Source organism: Pseudomonas sp. JE3303 (assembly GCF_056312565.1).
Map to the genome: position 1 here is coordinate 345,360 of NZ_JBWGIF010000002.1, position 20,251 is coordinate 365,610.

General features: G+C 63.6%; 16 protein-coding genes. All 16 read left to right on the forward strand.

The window, feature by feature from the left end; all coding sequences use genetic code 11:
• Positions 1 to 12: 12 nt before the first annotated feature.
• The 16 genes from uppS to kdsA all read left to right on the forward strand — a co-directional run bounded on the left by uppS (position 13) and on the right by kdsA (position 20,241).
• Positions 13 to 768: a polyprenyl diphosphate synthase gene (gene uppS, locus AC0ZZU_RS05020; RefSeq protein ID WP_158459589.1), complete on the forward strand. Its 756-nt coding sequence runs from the start codon at positions 13 to 15 to the stop codon at positions 766 to 768.
• Positions 768 to 1,583 (forward strand): phosphatidate cytidylyltransferase, encoded by an 816-nt coding sequence (locus AC0ZZU_RS05025; RefSeq protein ID WP_476339436.1) that lies wholly within the window; start codon positions 768 to 770, stop codon positions 1,581 to 1,583. Before uppS ends, AC0ZZU_RS05025 begins: the two co-directional genes overlap by 1 nt.
• A complete protein-coding gene (gene ispC, locus AC0ZZU_RS05030; RefSeq protein ID WP_476339437.1) occupies positions 1,580 to 2,770 on the forward strand; it encodes a 1-deoxy-D-xylulose-5-phosphate reductoisomerase in 1,191 nt (396 codons plus the stop codon). Before AC0ZZU_RS05025 ends, ispC begins: the two co-directional genes overlap by 4 nt.
• A gap of 57 nt (positions 2,771 to 2,827) precedes the next feature.
• Positions 2,828 to 4,180: a sigma E protease regulator RseP gene (gene rseP, locus AC0ZZU_RS05035; RefSeq protein ID WP_476339438.1), complete on the forward strand. Its 1,353-nt coding sequence runs from the start codon at positions 2,828 to 2,830 to the stop codon at positions 4,178 to 4,180.
• A 76-nt stretch (positions 4,181 to 4,256) separates the two neighbouring features.
• Positions 4,257 to 6,617 (forward strand): outer membrane protein assembly factor BamA, encoded by a 2,361-nt coding sequence (gene bamA, locus AC0ZZU_RS05040; protein WP_476339439.1) that lies wholly within the window; start codon positions 4,257 to 4,259, stop codon positions 6,615 to 6,617.
• A gap of 62 nt (positions 6,618 to 6,679) precedes the next feature.
• Complete coding sequence (locus tag AC0ZZU_RS05045; protein WP_374039636.1) at positions 6,680 to 7,165, forward strand: OmpH/Skp family outer membrane protein; 486 nt, start codon at positions 6,680 to 6,682, stop codon at positions 7,163 to 7,165.
• Positions 7,166 to 7,167: 2 nt separating this feature from the next.
• A complete protein-coding gene (gene lpxD, locus AC0ZZU_RS05050) occupies positions 7,168 to 8,226 on the forward strand; it encodes a UDP-3-O-(3-hydroxymyristoyl)glucosamine N-acyltransferase (protein WP_476339440.1) in 1,059 nt (352 codons plus the stop codon).
• Between the two features lie 113 nt (positions 8,227 to 8,339).
• Complete coding sequence (fabZ, locus tag AC0ZZU_RS05055; protein WP_158459596.1) at positions 8,340 to 8,780, forward strand: 3-hydroxyacyl-ACP dehydratase FabZ; 441 nt, start codon at positions 8,340 to 8,342, stop codon at positions 8,778 to 8,780.
• Entirely contained in the window at positions 8,777 to 9,553 is a 777-nt protein-coding gene (lpxA, locus tag AC0ZZU_RS05060; RefSeq protein ID WP_476339441.1) for an acyl-ACP--UDP-N-acetylglucosamine O-acyltransferase, read from the forward strand. Before fabZ ends, lpxA begins: the two co-directional genes overlap by 4 nt.
• A gap of 1 nt (position 9,554) precedes the next feature.
• Complete coding sequence (gene lpxB / locus AC0ZZU_RS05065; protein ID WP_476339442.1) at positions 9,555 to 10,682, forward strand: lipid-A-disaccharide synthase; 1,128 nt, start codon at positions 9,555 to 9,557, stop codon at positions 10,680 to 10,682.
• Positions 10,683 to 11,312: a ribonuclease HII gene (gene rnhB, locus AC0ZZU_RS05070; protein WP_476339443.1), complete on the forward strand. Its 630-nt coding sequence runs from the start codon at positions 10,683 to 10,685 to the stop codon at positions 11,310 to 11,312.
• A gap of 90 nt (positions 11,313 to 11,402) precedes the next feature.
• The gene (dnaE, locus tag AC0ZZU_RS05075; RefSeq protein WP_476339444.1) at positions 11,403 to 14,927 is read left to right on the forward strand and encodes a DNA polymerase III subunit alpha; all 3,525 of its coding nucleotides are present in this window, start codon (positions 11,403 to 11,405) and stop codon (positions 14,925 to 14,927) included.
• Between the two features lie 98 nt (positions 14,928 to 15,025).
• Entirely contained in the window at positions 15,026 to 15,973 is a 948-nt protein-coding gene (locus AC0ZZU_RS05080; protein WP_476339445.1) for an acetyl-CoA carboxylase carboxyltransferase subunit alpha, read from the forward strand.
• Positions 15,974 to 16,205: 232 nt separating this feature from the next.
• Positions 16,206 to 17,489: a tRNA lysidine(34) synthetase TilS gene (gene tilS / locus AC0ZZU_RS05085; RefSeq protein ID WP_476339446.1), complete on the forward strand. Its 1,284-nt coding sequence runs from the start codon at positions 16,206 to 16,208 to the stop codon at positions 17,487 to 17,489.
• A 273-nt stretch (positions 17,490 to 17,762) separates the two neighbouring features.
• The gene (locus tag AC0ZZU_RS05090; protein WP_476339447.1) at positions 17,763 to 19,391 is read left to right on the forward strand and encodes a CTP synthase; all 1,629 of its coding nucleotides are present in this window, start codon (positions 17,763 to 17,765) and stop codon (positions 19,389 to 19,391) included.
• 4 nt (positions 19,392 to 19,395) lie between these two features.
• Positions 19,396 to 20,241 (forward strand): 3-deoxy-8-phosphooctulonate synthase, encoded by an 846-nt coding sequence (gene kdsA / locus AC0ZZU_RS05095; RefSeq protein WP_476339448.1) that lies wholly within the window; start codon positions 19,396 to 19,398, stop codon positions 20,239 to 20,241.
• Positions 20,242 to 20,251: the final 10 nt, after the last annotated feature.

Consider the following 20,251-nt stretch of genomic DNA (forward strand, 5'->3'; position numbering starts at 1 on the left):
TCAGAACTTTTCATGGATAAGACCAAGCTGGCGGCATCGTCTTCGGTGCCGCGTCATGTCGCGATCATCATGGACGGTAACAATCGCTGGGCGAAGAAGCGCCTGCTGCCCGGCGTTGCCGGGCACAAGGCCGGCGTCGATGCGGTACGCGCGGTGATCGAAGTGTGTGCCGAGGCCAAGGTCGAGGTACTGACCCTGTTCGCCTTCTCCAGCGAGAACTGGCAGCGCCCGGCCGATGAGGTCGGTGCGCTGATGGAGTTGTTTTTCTCGGCCTTGCGCCGTGAGGCCAGGCGCCTCAATGACAACAACATCAGCTTGCGCATCATCGGTGACCGCTCGCGCTTTCACCCTGAGCTGCAGGCTGCCATGCGCGAGGCCGAAGCGCTGACCGCGGGCAATGGCCGGTTCATCCTGCAGATCGCCGCCAACTACGGTGGTCAGTGGGATATCGCCCAGGCTGCACAGCGCCTGGCGCGTGAAGTCCAGGCTGGGCACCTGCGCCCGGAGGACATCACTCCCGGATTGCTGCAGACCTGCCTTGCCACTGGCGACCTGCCGTTGCCCGACCTGTGCATCCGCACCGGGGGCGAGCGCCGTATCAGCAATTTCCTGCTATGGCAGCTTGCCTACGCCGAGCTGTATTTCTCCGACCTTTACTGGCCGGACTTCAAACACGAGGCCATGCGCAATGCCCTGGCCGATTTCGCTTCACGCCAGCGCCGCTTCGGGAAAACCAGCGAGCAGGTTGAAGCTGGAGCTCGTGCTTAATGCTTAAACATCGCATCATTACCGCGCTGATCCTGTTACCGATCGCACTGGGTGGTTTCTTCCTGCTCAACGGCGGGGATTTCGCACTCTTCATCGGCTTTGTGGTGACCGTCGGCGCCTGGGAATGGGCGCGGCTCGCCGGCCTGATGACCCAGCCATTGCGCTGTGCCTACGCCGCCGTGGTGGCCGGGGCATTGATGCTGCTCTACCTGATGCCCGACCTTGCACCCTGGGTGCTGGGTGCCTCGGTGATCTGGTGGGCGCTGGCCACCTGGCTGGTGCTGACCTACCCGCGCAGCAGCGAATTGTGGGCCAGTGCCGCGTGCCGCCTGCTGATCGGCCTGCTGGTACTGCTGCCAGCCTGGCAAGGCCTGGTGCTGCTCAAGCACTGGCCACTCGGCAACTGGCTGATCCTCTCGGTGATGGTGCTGGTGTGGGGCGCCGACATCGGCGCCTACTTCTCGGGCAGGGCTTTCGGCAAGCGCAAGCTGGCACCTCAGGTAAGTCCGGGCAAGAGCTGGGAGGGCGTCTATGGCGGCCTTGCGGCCAGCCTGCTGATCACCCTGGTCGTCGGCCTGACGCGCGACTGGAGCATCGGCGCGCTGTTGCTGGGCCTCATGGGCGCGGCGGTAGTGGTGATGGCTTCGGTGGTCGGTGACTTGACCGAAAGCATGTTCAAGCGCCGCTCGGGGATCAAGGACAGCAGCAACCTGTTGCCCGGCCATGGCGGCGTGCTGGACCGCATCGACAGCCTGACGGCTGCGATCCCGCTGTTTGCCGTGCTGCTCTGGGCGGCGGAATGGGGTGTCATGTGAGTGATGTCCAGCGCATTACCGTGCTGGGGGCCACCGGCTCCATCGGCCTGAGCACCCTGGATGTCATCGCCCGACACCCCGAGCAGTACCAGGTGTTCGCGCTGACCGGCTATTCACGGCTGGACGAGTTGCTGCAGCTTTGCCTGCTGCACCGTCCGGCGTTTGCCGTGGTGCCCACTGCCCAGGGCGCGGCCCAGCTGCGCGAAGGGCTGCGCAGCGCGGGCAGCGCCACCGAGGTGCTGGAGGGCGAGGCAGGGCTGTGCCAGGTGGCTGCCGCCGCCGAGGTGGACGCAGTCATGGCTGCCATCGTAGGCGCTGCCGGCTTGCGGCCGACCCTTGCCGCGGTCGAGGCCGGCAAGAAGGTGCTGCTGGCCAACAAGGAAGCCCTGGTAATGTCGGGCGCGCTGTTCATGGATGCGGTGCGCCGCAGTGGCGCGGTACTGCTGCCCATCGACAGCGAGCACAACGCGATTTTCCAGTGCCTGCCGGGTGACTACGCCCGTGGGCTGGCCGAGGTCGGGGTGCGGCGCATCCTGCTGACCGCTTCGGGCGGGCCATTCCGCGAAACTCCACAGTCGGAGCTGGCGCACGTCACGCCCGAGCAGGCCTGTGCGCACCCGAACTGGTCCATGGGCCGGAAGATTTCGGTCGACTCTGCCAGCATGATGAACAAGGGCCTCGAACTGATCGAAGCCTGCTGGCTGTTCGATGCGGTGCCCGCCAATGTAGAAGTGGTGGTGCACCCGCAAAGCGTGATCCATTCGCTGGTCGACTATATAGACGGCTCGGTGCTGGCTCAGCTGGGCAACCCGGACATGCGCACCCCGATTGCCAACGCCCTGGCCTGGCCAAGGCGGATCGACTCCGGGGTGGCACCGCTCGACCTGTTTGCCATCGCGCGGCTTGATTTCCAGGCTCCCGACGAGCAGCGCTTTCCATGCCTGCGCCTGGCACGGCAGGCTGCCGAGGCGGGTCATAGCGCCCCGGCGATACTCAACGCTGCCAACGAGGTGGCCGTCGAGGCGTTTCTCCAGCGGCGCATCCGCTTCCCGGAGATCGCGAGTATGATCGAACAAGTGCTCGACCAGGAGCCCGTGGTGCCGCTACCTTCGCTCGCTGCGGTGTTCGCCGCCGACCAGCGTGCGCGCGAGCTGTCCCGGGAATGGTTGAGTCGTCACGGCCGCTGATGCCCATCGCCCGCGTGCGTTGCGCCAGGCACCGCTGAACGTCATCTGGAGAAAGACATGACTGCGCTCTACATGATCATCGGCACCCTGGTCGCACTGGGCGTGCTGGTTACCTTCCACGAATTCGGCCACTTCTGGGTGGCCCGTCGCTGCGGCGTCAAGGTCCTGCGGTTTTCCGTGGGCTTTGGTACGCCGCTGCTGCGCTGGCACGACCGCCAGGGCACCGAGTTCGTGATCGCCGCCATTCCCCTGGGCGGCTACGTCAAGATGCTCGACGAGCGCGAGGGCGAAGTGCCCGCCGCGCTGGCCGACCAGTCGTTCAATCGCAAGACCGTGGGCCAGCGCATCGCCATCGTCGCGGCGGGGCCTGTCGCCAACTTCCTGCTGGCGATCCTGTTCTTCTGGCTGCTCGCGATGATGGGCACCCAGCAGATCCGCCCGATCATCGGGGCAGTCGAGCCGGACAGCCTGGCCGCGACCGCAGGCCTGACGGCGGGGCAGGAAATTGTTTCCATTGATGGCAAGCCAACCAATGGCTGGTCGGCGGTCAACCTGCAACTGGTGCGCCGCCTGGGCGAGAGCGGTACCTTGCAGGTGGGTGTGCGGGAGGAGGGCGCCACTGCCGAGCGCCAGCATCAACTGGTGCTCAAGAGCTGGCTCAAGGGTTCCGACGAGCCTGACCCGATCCAGTCGCTGGGCCTGCGCCCATGGCGCCCCGCGATCACGCCAGTGCTTGCCGAGATCGACCCCAAGGGTCCGGCGGCTGCCGCTGGTCTGAAATCAGGCGATCGGCTGGTGGCCCTTGATGGCCAGGCGCTCAACGACTGGCAGCAGGTGGTCGACAGCGTGCGCGGGCGCGCCGACAGCAAAGTCCAGATACGTATCGAGCGAGATGGCCAGATGCTGGATATCCCGGTGACCCTGGCCAGGCGTGGCGAGGGCAAGACCGCCGGCGGCTACCTGGGCGCCGGGGTCAAGGGTGTGGAATGGCCAGCCAATATGCTGCGCGAGGTCAGCTATGGCCCGCTGGACGCCGTGGGTCAAGGCCTTTCGCGGACCTGGGACATGAGCATCCTGACCCTTGAATCGCTGAAGAAAATGCTCTTCGGCGAGCTCTCGGTAAAAAACTTGAGCGGACCGATAACCATTGCTAAAGTGGCGGGCGCTTCAGCCCAGTCCGGCGTTGGGGATTTCCTGAATTTCCTTGCCTACCTGAGCATAAGCCTGGGAGTTCTTAACTTGCTGCCCATACCAGTACTGGATGGGGGGCATTTGCTGTTTTACCTGATCGAATGGGCGCGCGGTCGTCCGGTGTCGGATCGGGTGCAAGGTTGGGGGGTCCAGATCGGTATCAGTTTGGTCATCGGGGTAATGTTGCTCGCCTTGATCAACGATCTGGGTCGTCTTTAACGCTTAGCTCAATTGCAAACCTGCCGCCCCCTTGGCGGCGGGTTGTTTATTGCCAGTTGGAATAAAAAAGGACTTCATGAAACGTCTGCTGCTAACTGCGGTCCTCTCCGCACTGATGATCGCTGAAGTTCACGCCGAGTCCTTCACCATCTCCGATATCCGCGTCAACGGTCTGCAGCGGGTTTCCGCCGGCAGCGTGTTCGGCGCGCTGCCCCTGAACGTTGGCGACCAGGCGGATGACAGCCGCCTGGTGGAGTCCACCCGTTCGCTGTTCAAGACCGGGTTCTTCCAGGACATCGAGCTGAGCCGTGATGGCAACGTCCTGATCATCAACGTGGTCGAGCGCCCATCGGTGTCGAGCATCGAGATCGAAGGCAACAAGGCGATCAGCACCGAAGACCTGATGAAAGGCCTGAAACAGTCGGGCCTGGCCGAAGGCGAGATCTTCCAGCGTGCCACCCTCGAAGGCGTGCGCAACGAGCTTCAGCGCCAGTACGTGGCCCAGGGCCGCTACTCGGCCGAGGTCAACGCCGAGGTGGTACCGCAGCCACGCAACCGTGTCGGCCTGAAGATCAACATCAACGAAGGCACCGTTGCCGCGATCCAGCACATCAACGTGGTGGGCAACAATGTCTTCGACGATGATGAGCTGGCGAGCCTGTTCGAGCTCAAGACGACCAACTGGCTGTCGTTCTTCAAGAACGATGACAAGTACGCCCGCGAAAAGCTCTCCGGTGACCTGGAGCGCCTGCGTTCCTACTACCTGGACCGCGGCTACATCAACATGGACATCGCCTCTACCCAGGTGTCGATCACCCCGGACAAGAAGCACGTCTACATCACCGTCAACATCAACGAGGGTGAAAAGTACACCGTCCGCGACGTGAAGCTGTCCGGTGACCTCAAGGTGCCCGAGGACCAGGTCAAGTCGCTGCTGCTGGTGCAGCCTGGCCAGGTGTTCTCGCGCAAGGTGATGACCACCACCTCCGAGCTGATCACCCGCCGCCTGGGCAACGAAGGCTATACCTTCGCCAACGTCAACGGCGTGCCTCAGCCGAACAACGAGGATCACACCGTCGACATCATGTTCGTCGTGGATCCGGGCAAGCGTGCCTACGTCAACCGTATCAACTTCCGCGGCAACACCAAGTCCGAGGACGAGGTGCTGCGCCGTGAAATGCGCCAGATGGAAGGCGGCTGGGCTTCGACCTACCTGATCGACCAGTCCAAGACCCGCCTCGAACGCCTTGGTTTCTTCAAGGAAGTGAACGTCGAGACCCCGCCGGTGCCAGGCACCGACGACCAGGTCGACGTCAACTACAGCGTCGAAGAGCAGGCCTCCGGCTCGATCACCGCCAGCGTCGGTTTCGCCCAGAGCGCCGGCCTGATCCTGGGTGGCTCGATCAGCCAGAACAACTTCCTCGGTACCGGCAACAAGGTCTCCATCGGCCTGACCCGAAGCGAATACCAGACCCGGTACAACTTCGGCTTCGTTGACCCCTACTGGACCGCCGACGGCGTCAGCCTGGGCTACAACGCCTTCTACCGCAGCACCGACTACGACGACCTCGATGTCGACGTGGCAAGCTATGCGGTCGACAGCCTGGGTGCAGGTGTCAGCGTCGGCTACCCGATCAGCGAGACCTCGCGCCTGACCTTCGGCCTGACCGTGCAAAATGACGAGATCAAGACCGGCCGCTACACCGTCGACGAGATCTTCGACTTCGTCAAACAGGAAGGCGACAGCTACCTGAACTTCAAGGCGTCGGCCGGCTGGTCCGAGTCGACCCTGAACAAGGGCGTGCTGGCTACCCGTGGTCACTCCCAGAGCTTCACCGTCGAAGCGACCACGCCGGGCAGCGACCTGTCGTTCTTCAAGCTCGACTACCGTGGCCAGCTGTTCAAGCCGATCAACAACGACTACACCCTGCGCCTGCATACCGAGCTGGGCTATGGTGATGGTTTCGGCTCGACCTCGGGCCTGCCGTTCTACGAGAACTACTACGCGGGTGGCTTCAACTCTGTGCGTGGCTTCAAGGACAGCAGCCTGGGTCCGCGCAGTACGCCTAGCCGCGGTGCGGGCGTCACTGGTAACGAGGGCACTCTTGCCGACCCGGACCAAGATCCGTTGCCGTTCGGTGGCAACGTGCTCGTGCAGGGCGGCGTCGAGCTGCTGTTCCCGCTGCCGTTCGTCAAGGACCAGCGTTCGCTGCGTACCTCGGTCTTCTGGGACGTGGGCAACGTGTTCGACACCAACTGCGGCTCCAAGCCGGACTGCGAGAAAGTCGGCCTGGGTGGCCTGGCCAGCTCCGTTGGCGTCGGTGTGACCTGGATCACCGCCCTCGGCCCGTTGAGCTTCAGCCTGGCGATGCCGGTCAAGAAGCCGGACGAAGCCGATACCCAGGTGTTCCAATTCTCTCTGGGCCAGACCTTCTGAGGTCTGCCCCATGCTAACGACAACGGATTTTCCAGGAGTGCATCGTGCGTAACTTGATCAAAATGGCCGTCGTGGCCGCAGCGCTGGTCGCTACCCCGGCTTTCGCCGAAATGAAGGTTGCGGTGCTGAACTACCAGATGGCCCTGCTCGAGTCGGATGCAGCCAAGAAGTACGCGGTTGATGCCGAGAAGAAGTTCGGCCCGCAGCTGACCAAGCTGAAGACCCTCGAAAGCAGTGCCAAGACCATTCAGGACCGCATCCTGAAGGGCGGTGACAAGATGAACCAGCAGGAGCGCGAGCGCCTGGAGCTGGAGTTCAAGCAGAAAGCCCGTGACTTCCAGTTCCAGTCCAAGGAGCTGAACGAAGCCAAGGCCGTTGCCGACCGCGACATGCTCAAGCAGCTCAAGCCCAAGCTGGACGGCGCCGTCGAGGAAGTGATCAAGAAAGGCGGCTTCGACCTGGTGCTGGAGCGCGGTGCGGTAATTGATGTCAAGCCTCAGTACGACATCACCCGCCAAGTCATCGAGCGCATGAACCAAGCTCGCTGATCATGACCGTGACCACGATTACGCTCGGCCAATTGGCCGAGGCACTCGGAGCTACCCTCAAGGGCTCCGAGGCGCTTGAAATCACTGGCCTGGCCACCTTGCAGCAGGCCGGGGCAGGGCAGTTGAGCTTTCTTGCCAACCCCCAGTACCGCAAGTACCTGGCGGATACCCATGCCGCGGCGGTGCTGCTCAAGGCTGCCGACGCCGAGGATTTCGCCGGCAACGCGCTGATCGTTCCCGATCCGTACCTGGCCTACGCCCGCATCTCCCACCTGTTCGATCCCAAGCCCAAGGCTGTGGTGGGGATTCATCCCAGCGCCGTGGTTGCCGAAGACGCCCAGGTGGATGCCCTTGCTTGCGTGGGCCCCTTTGCGGTGATCGAGAGTGGTGCGAAGATCGGCCCTGGCGTGACCATCGGTGCCCACTGCTTCATCGGTGCGCGCTGCGTGATCGGCGAGGGCGGCTGGCTGGCGCCCCGCGTCACCCTGTATCACGATGTGCGCATCGGTGAGCGCGTGGTGATTCAGTCGGGCGCGGTCATCGGGGGCGAGGGCTTCGGCTTTGCCAACGAGAAGGGTGTCTGGCGCAAGATCGCGCAGATCGGTGGTGTGATCATCGGTGATGACGTGGAAATCGGCGTCAATACTGCCGTTGACCGCGGCGCCCTGGCGGACACTCGGATCGGTGACGGCGTCAAGCTCGACAACCAGATCCAGATCGCCCATAACGTGCAGATCGGCGACCACACGGCCATGGCGGCCTGTGTGGGTATTTCCGGCAGCACCCGTATCGGCAAGCATTGCACCATTGCCGGCGGTGTCGGCATGGTCGGTCACATCGACGTCTGTGACGGCGTGTTCGTTTCCGGGATGACCATGGTGACCCGTTCGATTACCGAGCCGGGCGCCTATTCTTCCGGTACGGCCATGCAGCCATTGGCCGATTGGCGCAAGAGTGCCGCGCGGATTCGCCAGCTGGATGAAATGGCCAAGCGCCTTCAGCAGTTGGAAAAACGTGTCGAGACCGTGACCTCAGGTGGCCAGCCTTCATCAGAAGGCTGATACCATTTCCTGAGCAAGAGTGAACAGTCGCTAGCTGGCCTCTCCGGATTTGCAAAAAGGAGCGCCTGGTCAGCAGCTGCGCTCACTATTCTTACTACAGGCTTCCCCCCGAAATGATGGACATCAACGAGATTCGCGAATACCTGCCTCACCGTTACCCGTTCCTGCTGGTGGACCGGGTAGTGGAGCTGGACTTCGAGGCCCAGAGCATTCGTGCCTACAAGAATGTCAGCATCAACGAACCGTTCTTCAATGGCCATTTCCCTGGTCACCCGGTCATGCCGGGCGTCCTGATCATCGAGGCCATGGCCCAGGCGGCCGGTATTCTTGGGTTCAAGATGCTCGATGCCAAGCCGGCAGACGGTACCCTGTACTACTTCTGTGGCTCCGACAAGCTACGCTTCCGCCAGCCGGTCGTGCCGGGTGATCAACTGATCCTCGAAGCCCAGTTCATCGGGCGCAAGAGCACCATCTGGAAGTTTGCCTGCCGGGCGCTGGTCGATGGCAAGCCGGTATGCTCGGCTGAAATCACCTGCGCGGAACGCAAGCTATGAATTTGATTGATCCTCGGGCGATCATCGACCCCTCGGCCAGGCTGGCCGAGGGTGTCGAGGTCGGCCCTTGGTCGATCGTTGGCCCCGGTGTCGAGATCGGGGAGGGCACCGTCATCGGTCCGCACGTGGTGCTCAGGGGGCCGACCCGGATCGGCAAGCACAATCGTATCTACCAGTTTTCCTCGATTGGCGAAGATACCCCTGACCTCAAGTACAAGGGTGAACCTACCCGCCTGGTGATTGGCGATCACAACGTCATCCGCGAAGGTGTCACGATTCATCGCGGCACCGTGCAGGACCGTTCCGAGACCACTCTCGGCGATCACAACCTGATCATGGCCTATGCCCACATCGGGCACGACAGTGTCATCGGCAACCACTGCATCCTGGTCAACAACACTGCGTTGGCGGGTCACGTGCATGTGGGCGACTGGGCGATCCTCTCGGGTTTCACGCTGGTACACCAGTACTGCCATATCGGCACGCACAGCTTCTCGGGCATGGGCACGGCGATCGGCAAGGACGTCCCGGCGTTCGTGACCGTGTTCGGCAGCCCGGCCGAGGCACGCAGCATGAATTTCGAAGGCATGCGCCGCCGTGGTTTCAGCGATGAAGTCATCCAGGCCCTGCGCCGCGCCTACAAGATCGTCTATCGCCAAGGCCTGACCGTGGAAGAGGCGATCACTGAGCTTGCCGAACTCGCTGGCCAGCACAGCGAAGTCGACATGTTCCTGCAGTCGATCCAGAACTCCGCTCGCGGCATCACCCGCTGACATGGCCCAACTCTGTGTAGCCCTGGTCGCGGGTGAGGCCAGCGGCGATATTCTGGGTTCCGGTCTCATGCGTGCCCTGAAGACGCGCCATCCAGACGTGCGTTTCATCGGTGTCGGTGGCCCGCTGATGGAGGCCGAGGGCCTGCAGTCCTACTTCCCGATGGAACGCCTCGCGGTCATGGGCCTGGTCGAGGTACTGGGCCGCCTGCGTGAACTGCTCAAGCGGCGCAAGGACCTGATCCAGACCCTGTTGGCCGAGAAGCCGGACGTCTTCATCGGTATCGACGCGCCGGACTTCACTCTCAACATCGAGCTGCAACTGCGCAAGGCCGGCATCAAGACCGTGCACTACGTCAGCCCGTCGGTGTGGGCATGGCGGCAGAAGCGCGTGCTGAAGATCCGCGAAGGCTGCGACCTGATGCTCACGCTGCTGCCGTTCGAAGCCAGGTTCTATGAAGAACAGGGCGTACCGGTGCGGTTTGTCGGCCACCCGCTGGCCGACACCATCCCGCTCGATGCCGACCGGCAGGCCGCACGTGCCGCTCTCGGTTTGTCCGAGGGGCCGCTGGTGGCCTTGATGCCGGGCAGCCGCGGTGGCGAAGTCGGGCGCCTGGGCGCTTTGTTCCTGGATACGGCCGAGCGCTTGCGCACGCTGGTGCCGGGTGTACATTTCGTGTCGCCCTGCGCCAACCCGACACGGCGTGCCCAGCTGGAGCAGATGCTGGAAGGGCGCGACCTGCCTGTGACCCTGCTTGATGGCCAGTCGCACCAGGCACTTGCTGCGTGTGACGCGGTCCTCATCGCCTCGGGCACGGCAACGCTGGAAGCCTTGCTGTTCAAGCGTCCGATGGTGGTGGCCTACCGTTTGGCGCCGCTGACCTTCTGGATTCTCAAGCGCATGGTAAAAAGCCCCTACGTGTCATTGCCCAACCTGCTCGCCCAGCGTCAGCTGGTGCCTGAGCTGCTGCAGGACGCGGCCACCAGCGAGGCCCTGGCCCAAGCCTTGGCGCCGCTGGTGACCGATGGCGCGCAGCAGACCGAAGGCTTCGACCAGATTCACCGTACCCTGCGCCGCGACGCCTCCAACCAGGCGGCCGAGGCGGTACTGGCACTGCTGGGGGACCGCTAGATGCAGATAGGACTGGACTTCAACCTGGTCGAAGACCTGGTCGCCGGGGTCGATGAAGTGGGGCGTGGACCGCTCTGCGGCGCCGTGGTCACCGCAGCCGTCATCCTTGATCCCGCGCGCCCGATCCTGGGCCTGAACGACTCCAAGAAGCTCACCGAGGCGCGGCGCGAGCTGCTGTTCGAGGAAATCTGCGAAAAGGCCCTGAGCTTCTGCATTGCCCGGGCCGAAGTGGAGGAAATCGACAAGCTGAACATCCTCCACGCGACCATGCTGGCCATGCAGCGCGCGGTCGAGGGATTGTCGATCACCCCGAAGCTTGCGCTGATCGACGGCAACCGTTGCCCGAAACTCGCGGTGCCTTCGGCGCCGGTGATCAAGGGCGACAGCAAGGTGCCGGCGATCGCCGCGGCCTCTATCCTGGCCAAGGTCAGCCGCGACCGGGAGATGAGCGCTTTCGAGTTGATCTACCCCGGCTATGGCATCGGCGGGCACAAGGGCTATTCCACGCCTGTGCACCTCGAAGCCCTGGCGCGCCTGGGCCCGACGCCCATTCATCGGCGCTCGTTCGCGCCGGTGCGGGCAGCCTATGAGGCCCGTGAAGGCATGATCGGCTCACTGCTCGAGTTCTGACTTCATCCCGCCGTCGAAGGGCGGCTGCTGTTTTGTTCGGGGCCCGGTACAATCCGGGCCTTGTTGTCTTGTGCTGCTATAGGATCATCCATGTCGGTTTCCTTCGTTCACCTTCGCGTGCATTCCGAGTTCTCGCTGGTCGACGGCCTGGTGCGGATCAAACCGCTGGCCAAGGCCTTGGCCGGGATGGGCATGCCGGCGGTGGCGATCACCGACCAGAGCAACATGTGCTCGCTGGTGAAGTTCTACAAGACGGCCATGGGCGCAGGCATCAAGCCGATCTGCGGCGCCGACCTGTGGCTGGCAGGCCCGGACCCCGACGCGCCGCTCTCGCGCATCTGTTTGCTGGCGATGAATGCCAAGGGCTACCGTAACCTCACCGAGCTGATCTCCCGAGGTTGGGTCGAAGGCCAGCGCAATGGCCTGGTGATTCTCGAGCGCGAGTGGGTCGCGGCTGCCAACGAAGGGTTGATCGCCCTGTCCGCGGCACGGGAAGGCGATATCGGCATGGCCTTGCTCGGCAACGACCCCGAGGAGGCCGAGTCGCTGCTGCGCGACTGGATGGCCATGTTCGGGGATCGTTTCTACGTCGAGGTGCAGCGCACCAACCGTGCCGGCGACGAGCAATACCTGCATGCCGCCGTGGCCCTGGCCGACAGGCTGGGCGCTCCACTGGTCGCCACCAACGATGTGCGCTTTCTCAAGCAGACCGACTTCGACGCCCATGAAACCCGCGTCTGCATTGGCGAGGGCAGGGTGCTTGACGACCCGCGCCGCCCGCGCAACTTCAGCGACCAGCAGTACCTCAAGAGCGCGGAAGAAATGGCCGAGCTGTTCAGCGACCTGCCCGAGGCGCTGGAAAACACGGTCGAGATCGCCAAGCGCTGCAACATCGAAGTGCAGCTGGGCAAGCACTTCCTGCCTGATTTCCCGACACCCAACGGCATGGGTATCGATGACTACCTGCGTCATGTGTCCCACGAAGGCCTCGAAGAGCGCCTCGCGGTGCTGTGGCCCAGGGAGACCACGCCGGACTACGAGGAAAAGCGCCAGGTCTACCTGGACCGCCTGAAGTTCGAGCTGGATATCATCATCCAGATGGGCTTCCCCGGTTACTTCCTGATCGTCATGGACTTCATCAAGTGGGCCAAGAACAACGGCGTGCCGGTGGGCCCAGGCCGGGGTTCGGGTGCGGGCTCGCTGGTCGCCTACGTGTTGAAGATCACCGACCTCGACCCGCTGGCCTACGACTTGCTGTTCGAGCGCTTCCTCAACCCGGAACGGGTCTCGATGCCCGACTTCGACGTCGACTTCTGCATGGACGGCCGTGACCGGGTCATCGAGTACGTGGCCGACGCCTATGGCCGCAACGCGGTCAGCCAGATCATCACCTTCGGCACCATGGCTGCCAAGGCGGTGGTGCGGGACGTGGCGCGAGTGCAGGGCAAGTCCTACGGCCTGGCCGACCGCCTGTCGAAGATGATCCCCTTCGAAGTGGGCATGACCCTCGAGAAAGCCTACGAGCAGGAGGAAGTGCTGCGCGACTTCCTCAAGAGCGACGAGGACGGCCGCGAGATCTGGGACATGGCGCTCAAGCTCGAAGGCGTCTGCCGGGGTACCGGCAAGCACGCTGGCGGCGTGGTGATCGCGCCGACCAAGCTGACCGACTTCTCGCCGATTGCCTGCGATGAAGAGGGCGGCGGCCTGGTGACCCAGTTCGACAAGGATGACGTCGAAGCGGCGGGCCTGGTGAAGTTCGACTTCCTCGGTCTGCGTACGCTCACGATCATCAAGTGGGCGATGGAGACCATCAACCGCGAGCAGGCCAAGCAGGGCCTCGATGACCTGAACATCGACTTCATCCCGCTCGATGACAAGCGGACCTTCGAGCTGTTGCAGCGCGCCGAGACCACGGCCGTGTTCCAGCTCGAATCGCGCGGCATGAAGGAGCTGATCAAGAAGCTCAAGCCCGACTGCCTCGAAGACCTTATCGCACTGGTGGCACTGTTCCGCCCGGGCCCGCTGCAATCGGGCATGGTGGACGACTTCATCAACCGCAAGCACGGCCGCGCCGAGCTGGCTTATCCGCACCCCGACTACCAGTACGACGGCCTGCAGCCGGTACTGGCGCCCACCTACGGCATCATCCTGTACCAGGAACAGGTGATGCAGATCGCCCAGGTGATGGCGGGCTACACCCTTGGCGGCGCGGACATGCTGCGCCGGGCCATGGGCAAGAAGAAGCCCGAGGAGATGGCCAAGCAGCGCGGCGGCTTCATCGAGGGTTGTGCGAACAACGGCATCGATGGGGAGCTGGCGGGCAACATCTTCGACCTGGTGGAAAAGTTCGCCGGCTACGGCTTCAACAAGTCCCACTCGGCCGCCTATGGCCTGGTCTCGTACCAGACCGCCTGGCTCAAGACCCACTTCCCGGCGCCGTTCATGGCCGCGGTACTGTCTGCCGACATGCACAACACCGACAAGGTCGTGGTGCTGATCGAAGAAGTGCGCAACATGAAGCTGCGCCTCGATGCGCCGGACGTGAACAACTCCGAGTACAAGTTCACCGTCAACGAGGATGGCCGGATCGTCTACGGCCTGGGCGCCATCAAGGGCGTAGGCGAGGGCCCGGTAGAGGCGATCGTCGAGGCGCGCGCCCAGGGCGGCCCGTTCAGCGACCTGTTCGACTTCTGCGACCGTGTCGACCTCAAGCGCATCAACAAGCGCACCCTTGATGCACTGATCCGCAGCGGCGCGCTGGACCGTCTCGGGCCGTTCTTCTTCGACGAGATCAAGGCCTACCAGGCCAATATCGACACCAATCGCGCGGTGCTGCTGTCTGCCCTGGAAGAGGCGATCAAGTCCGCCGAGCAGACAGCGCGGACCGCCGACAGCGGCCATGCCGACCTGTTTGGCGGGCTGTTCGTGGAAGCGGACGCCGATGTCTATGCCAACCACCGCAAGGCGCGCGAACTGACCCTCAAGGAACGCCTGCGCGGCGAGAAGGACACCCTCGGCCTGTACCTCACCGGTCACCCGATCGATGAATACGAAGGCGAGATCCGCCGCTTTGCCCGCCAGCGCATCATCGACCTCAAGCCCGCGCGTGATACCCAGACGGTCGCCGGGATGATCATTGCCCTGAGGGTGATGAAGAACAAGAAGGGCGACAAGATGGGCTTTGTCACCCTTGACGACCGCTCGGGAAGGATCGAGGCCTCGCTGTTCGCCGATTCCTTCATGGCCGCCCAGGCCCTGCTGCAGACTGACGCGATGGTGGTGGTCGAGGGCGAGGTCAGCAACGATGATTTCTCCGGTGGCCTGCGCCTGCGGGTCAAGCGGGTGATGAGCATGGAGGATGCACGCACCAACCTTGCCGAGAGCCTCCGACTCAAGGTGAGCCGCGATGCGCTCAAGGGCGACCGGCTGAACTGGCTGGGCGAGCTGTTCACCCGCCATCGCGGCGCCTGCCCGATCACGCTGGAATACACCGGCAGCGATGCGCGGGCCATGCTGCAGTTCGGCGAAACCTGGCGAATCGACCCGGCTGATGGCTTGATTCAGGCCCTGCGTGACCAGTTCGGGCGTGAGAACGTCTTTTTGCAATATCGATGAATTTTTAATCTCGACCTGAATGCGCCTAATCCCTTAAGGTAGGGCGCCAAACGGATCAACCGGCCGGCCGCCTGGCCGTCGACCCTAGACGGATGCCTATGAACCCGAATTTCCTGGATTTCGAACAGCCGATCGCCGACCTGCAAGCCAAGATCGAAGAGCTTCGCCTGGTTGGTAACGACAATTCGCTGAACATCGGCGATGAGATCGGCCGTCTGCAAGACAAGAGCAGCGCCCTGACTGAAAGCATCTTCGGCAGCCTGACCAGCTGGCAGATCGCCCGCCTGGCCCGTCACCCGCGCCGCCCGTACACCCTGGACTACCTGCAGCACATCTTCACCGAATTCGAAGAGCTGCACGGCGACCGTCATTTCTCCGATGACGCCGCGATCGTTGGCGGCACCGCACGCCTCGACGGCCGCGCGGTCATGGTCATCGGCCACCAGAAGGGCCGCGAAGTACGCGAGAAGGTTCGCCGCAACTTCGGCATGCCGCGCCCCGAGGGTTATCGCAAGGCTTGCCGCCTGATGGAAATGGCCGAGCGTTTCAAGATGCCGATCCTGACCTTCATCGACACCCCGGGCGCCTACCCGGGCATCGACGCCGAAGAACGCAACCAGAGCGAAGCCATCGCCTGGAACCTGCGCGTCATGGCGCGCCTGAAGACCCCGATCATCGCCACCGTGATTGGCGAAGGTGGTTCGGGCGGTGCGCTGGCCATCGGTGTCTGCGACCAGCTGAACATGCTGCAGTACTCCACCTACTCGGTGATTTCGCCTGAAGGCTGTGCGTCGATCCTGTGGAAGACCGCCGAGAAGGCCCCTGATGCCGCCGAAGCCATGGGCGTGACCGCCGAGCGCCTCAGCAGCCTGGGTATCGTCGACCAGGTCATCGGCGAGCCGCTGGGCGGCGCGCACCGCAACCCTGCGGTCATGGCCGAGAGCATCCGTGCCGAACTGGTCCAGCAGCTCGACATGCTGGGCAAGTTCGACCATGAAGCACTGCTCAAGCGCCGCTACGACCGCCTGATGAGCTACGGTCTGTAATCGCCTATCAGGGATGGGGCTTGCCCGGCCCATCCCTGTGGTGGCTGGCTTGTCCGGCCTATTGCTGTGGGAGCTGGCTTGTCCTGCGATCGGCCGCATAGCGGCCGTAAAACCTGCAAGCGACCTGTCAGGCTGATCGCATTCACCGGTTTACGACCGCTACGCGGTCGATCGCAGGACAAGCCAGCTCCCACAGGCAGAGCGGACCTTGCGTCGTCCACCGAGGTCCTCCATGATCAACCTCTCCCCCTGGCTCGGCACCCCTGCCTGGTACGTCGCCTTCTCCGGTGGCCTCGACTCCACTGTCCTGTTGCATCTCCTCGCCAATTACCGTTTGCAACATCCAGCCCCTCCTTTGCGCGCATTGCACATCCACCACGGCCTGCAACCCGCCGCCGATGCCTGGCCTGCCCATTGCCAGCAGGTGTGCGACACGCTGGGCATCGAGCTGCAGGTCATCCACGTCCAGGTACCACCCGGCGCCAGCCTCGAGCAGGCTGCCCGCAACGCCCGCTATGCGGCATTCGTCGACGCGATGGTCCCGGGCGCGGTGCTGTTCACCGGCCAGCACCGCGACGACCAGGCCGAAACCCTGCTGCTGCACCTGCTGCGGGGCGCTGGCGTGCGCGGCCTGGCCGGTATGCCAGGCGAACGGTCGCTGGGGCAGGGCAGCCTGGTCCGCCCGCTGCTAGGCCTGTCGCGGGCGCAGTTGCAGGACTACGCCAAGGCACACGGCCTGCGCTGGATCGATGACCCGTCCAACGACGATACCGTGCATGCCCGCAATTACCTGCGTCATCACGTGGTCCCGGTGCTGCAGCAACGCTGGCCCCAGGCGGCGCAGAACCTTGCGCGCAGCGCCGAGCACTTCGGCGAAGCGCTGGGGCTGCTCGACGAACTGGCCGGTGCCGACCTCGCCCAGGCCAGCACCGCGAGCCCCTTCGATTGGCTGAAGCTGGACTCGCTGCAGCTTCCCGCACTGTCCGCGCTCTCCCCGGCCCGCCAGCGCAACGCCTTGCAGCATTGGCTGGCCCCGCGCACCCGGCTGCCCGACAGCCGGCACTGGGCGGGCTGGGAAGCGCTGCGCGACGCCGCCCCGGACGCCCAGCCGCTGTGGCGCCTGACCGACGGGCTGCTGCAGCGCAGCCATCAGCGTATCTGGTGGCTGGCCGGGGAGTGGCTGCAGTCTCCCGCTGGTCAGGTCCCTTGGCCCGATCCCCGCACGCCCCTGGAACTGCCATGCAACGGCAGCGTGCGGCTCAGCGGCAATCTGCCTCAGGGGCCGCTTTGCATCGGCTATCGTCAGGGTGGCGAAAGCTTGCAGATGGGTGGGCGAGGGCGGCGTGACCTCAAGCGCCTGCTCAATGAACTGCAGGTGCCGCACTTTGCCCGCGGCCGTCTGCCACTGCTGTTTCAGGGGGATCGGCTGCTGGCAGTGGGCAATCTGCCTGCGCTGAGCCAGGGTGAGTGGCAGCTGCACTGGGCGCCGCCGACCAGCGCGCAAGGTTTGAGATGAAAGGCACATTCGGGTAGACTACGCTCCCTTCTTGATACAGCTTCTGTGCTTTCATCGAAATCACGGGAGTTGCCGATTACCAAGCAGTTTTTTGCTGGGCGATTTTCTAAAAATGTTTAGCGAGCTCCATGCCGGGTCAACGACCCCCGGTCTGTCCAGACGCGGCAGTTTTTCAAGGTGCACTGTGATTGACGCTGGTGATCGGGGGCTTCGGCCTTCCTTCGCTTACCTCGGCGGCGCTGGCCGCTTTAACGCAGACTTCTAGGGTTTTTCATGACGCGCTACATATTCGTCACGGGCGGTGTTGTTTCTTCATTGGGGAAAGGCATTGCCTCGGCCTCCCTGGCGGCCATCCTGGAGGCGCGGGGGCTCAAGGTCACCATGCTCAAGCTGGATCCGTACATCAACGTCGATCCAGGCACCATGAGCCCGTTCCAGCACGGTGAAGTGTTCGTCACCCACGACGGGGCGGAAACCGACCTTGACCTGGGCCACTACGAGCGGTTCATCCGCACGACCATGACCCAGAACAACAACTTCACCACTGGCCGCGTCTACGAGCACGTGCTGCGCAAGGAGCGCCGTGGTGACTACCTGGGCGCGACCATCCAGGTCATCCCGCACATCACCGACGAAATCAAGCGCCGCATCATCAAGGGTGCCGGCGATGCCGACGTGGCCATGGTCGAGATCGGCGGCACCGTGGGCGACATCGAGTCGCAACCGTTCCTCGAGGCCATCCGCCAGCTGCGTTTCGAAGTCGGCGCCAAGCGCGCGATGCTGATGCACCTGACCCTGGTGCCGTACATCGCCACCGCCGGCGAGACCAAGACCAAGCCTACCCAGCACTCGGTCAAGGAGCTGCGCTCCATCGGCCTGCAGCCTGACGTGCTGGTGTGCCGTTCCGATCACCCGATCGACAACTCCTCGCGCCGCAAGATCGCCCAGTTCACCAACGTTGAAGAACGTGCGGTGATCGCGCTGGAAGACGCCGACACCATCTACAAGATCCCGGGCATCCTGCATTCCCAGGGCCTGGACGATTTCGTCGTCGAGCGTTTCGGCCTGCAGTGCGGCAGCGCCGACCTGTCCGAGTGGGACGCGGTGGTCGATGCCAAGCTCAACCCCGAGCAGGAAGTCACCATCGCCATGGTCGGCAAGTACATGGAGCTGCTCGACGCCTACAAGTCGCTGATCGAAGCGATGAGCCATGCCGGCATCAGCAACCGCACCAAGGTCAACCTGCGCTACATCGATTCCGAAGACATCGAGAACCAGGGCACCGGCCTGCTCGAAGGCGTCGACGCGATCCTGGTGCCGGGCGGTTTCGGCCTGCGCGGTGTCGAAGGCAAGATCACTGCCGTGCAGTACGCTCGTGAGAACAAGGTGCCGTACCTGGGCATCTGCCTCGGCATGCAGGTGGCGGTCATCGAGTTCGCCCGTAACGTGATGGGCTGGAAAGACGCCAACTCCACCGAGTTCGACCGCAACAGCGGCCATCCGGTAGTCGGCCTGATCACCGAGTGGGCCGATTCCACCGGCGCCGTCGAGACCCGCACCGAAGCATCCGACCTGGGCGGCACCATGCGCCTGGGCGCCCAGGAATGCCAGATCTCCAGCGGCTCCAAGGTACATGCCTGCTACGGCAAGGACGTGATCGTCGAGCGTCACCGCCACCGCTACGAGGTCAACAACAACCTGCTGCCGCAGATGATGGACGCTGGCCTGCAGGTGTCCGGCCGCTCCGGTGACGGCGCCCTGGTCGAAGTGGTCGAGTCCAAGGACCATCCTTGGTTCGTCGCGTGCCAGTTCCACCCGGAATTCACCTCCACCCCGCGTGACGGTCATCCGCTGTTCAGCGGCTTCGTCAAGGCGGCACTGGCGCAGAAGAACAAGGCCTGAATCCATGACCCAGAAGATCATCCGCGTCGGTAACATCGAGATCGCCAACGACAAGCCGTTCGTGCTGTTCGGCGGCGTGAACGTGCTGGAATCCCGTGACCTGGCCATGAAGGTCTGCGAAGAGTACGTGCGCGTTACCGAGAAGCTCGGTATCCCGTATGTGTTCAAGGCAAGCTTCGACAAGGCCAACCGCTCCTCCGTCACCTCCTTCCGCGGCCCGGGCCTGGAAGAGGGGATGAAGATCTTCGAAGAGATCAAGCAGACCTTCAAGGTCCCGGTGATCACCGACGTGCACGAGCCTCACCAGGCCGAGGCCGTCGCCAAGGTCTGCGACATCATCCAGCTGCCTGCCTTCCTGTCGCGCCAGACCGATCTGGTGGTGGCAATGGCCAAGACCGGCGCAGTGATCAACATCAAGAAGGCGCAATTCCTCGCGCCCCAGGAAATGAAGCATATCCTGGCCAAGTGCGAGGAAGCCGGTAACGATCAACTGATCCTCTGCGAGCGTGGTTCGAGCTTCGGCTACAACAACCTGGTCGTGGACATGCTCGGCTTCGGCATCATGAAGCAGTTCGAGTACCCGGTGTTCTTCGATGTGACCCACGCCCTGCAGATGCCGGGTGGCCGTTCGGACTCGGCCGGTGGCCGCCGTGCGCAGGTCACCGACCTTGCCAAGGCAGGCATCAGCCAGGGCCTGGCCGGCCTGTTCCTCGAGGCCCACCCGGATCCGGACAACGCCAAGTGCGATGGTCCGTGCGCCTTGCGCCTGGACAAGCTGGAGCCGTTCCTGACCCAGCTCAAGCAACTGGATGACCTGGTTAAGAGTTTTCCGACGGTAGAAACCGCATAAAAGCTCTTTT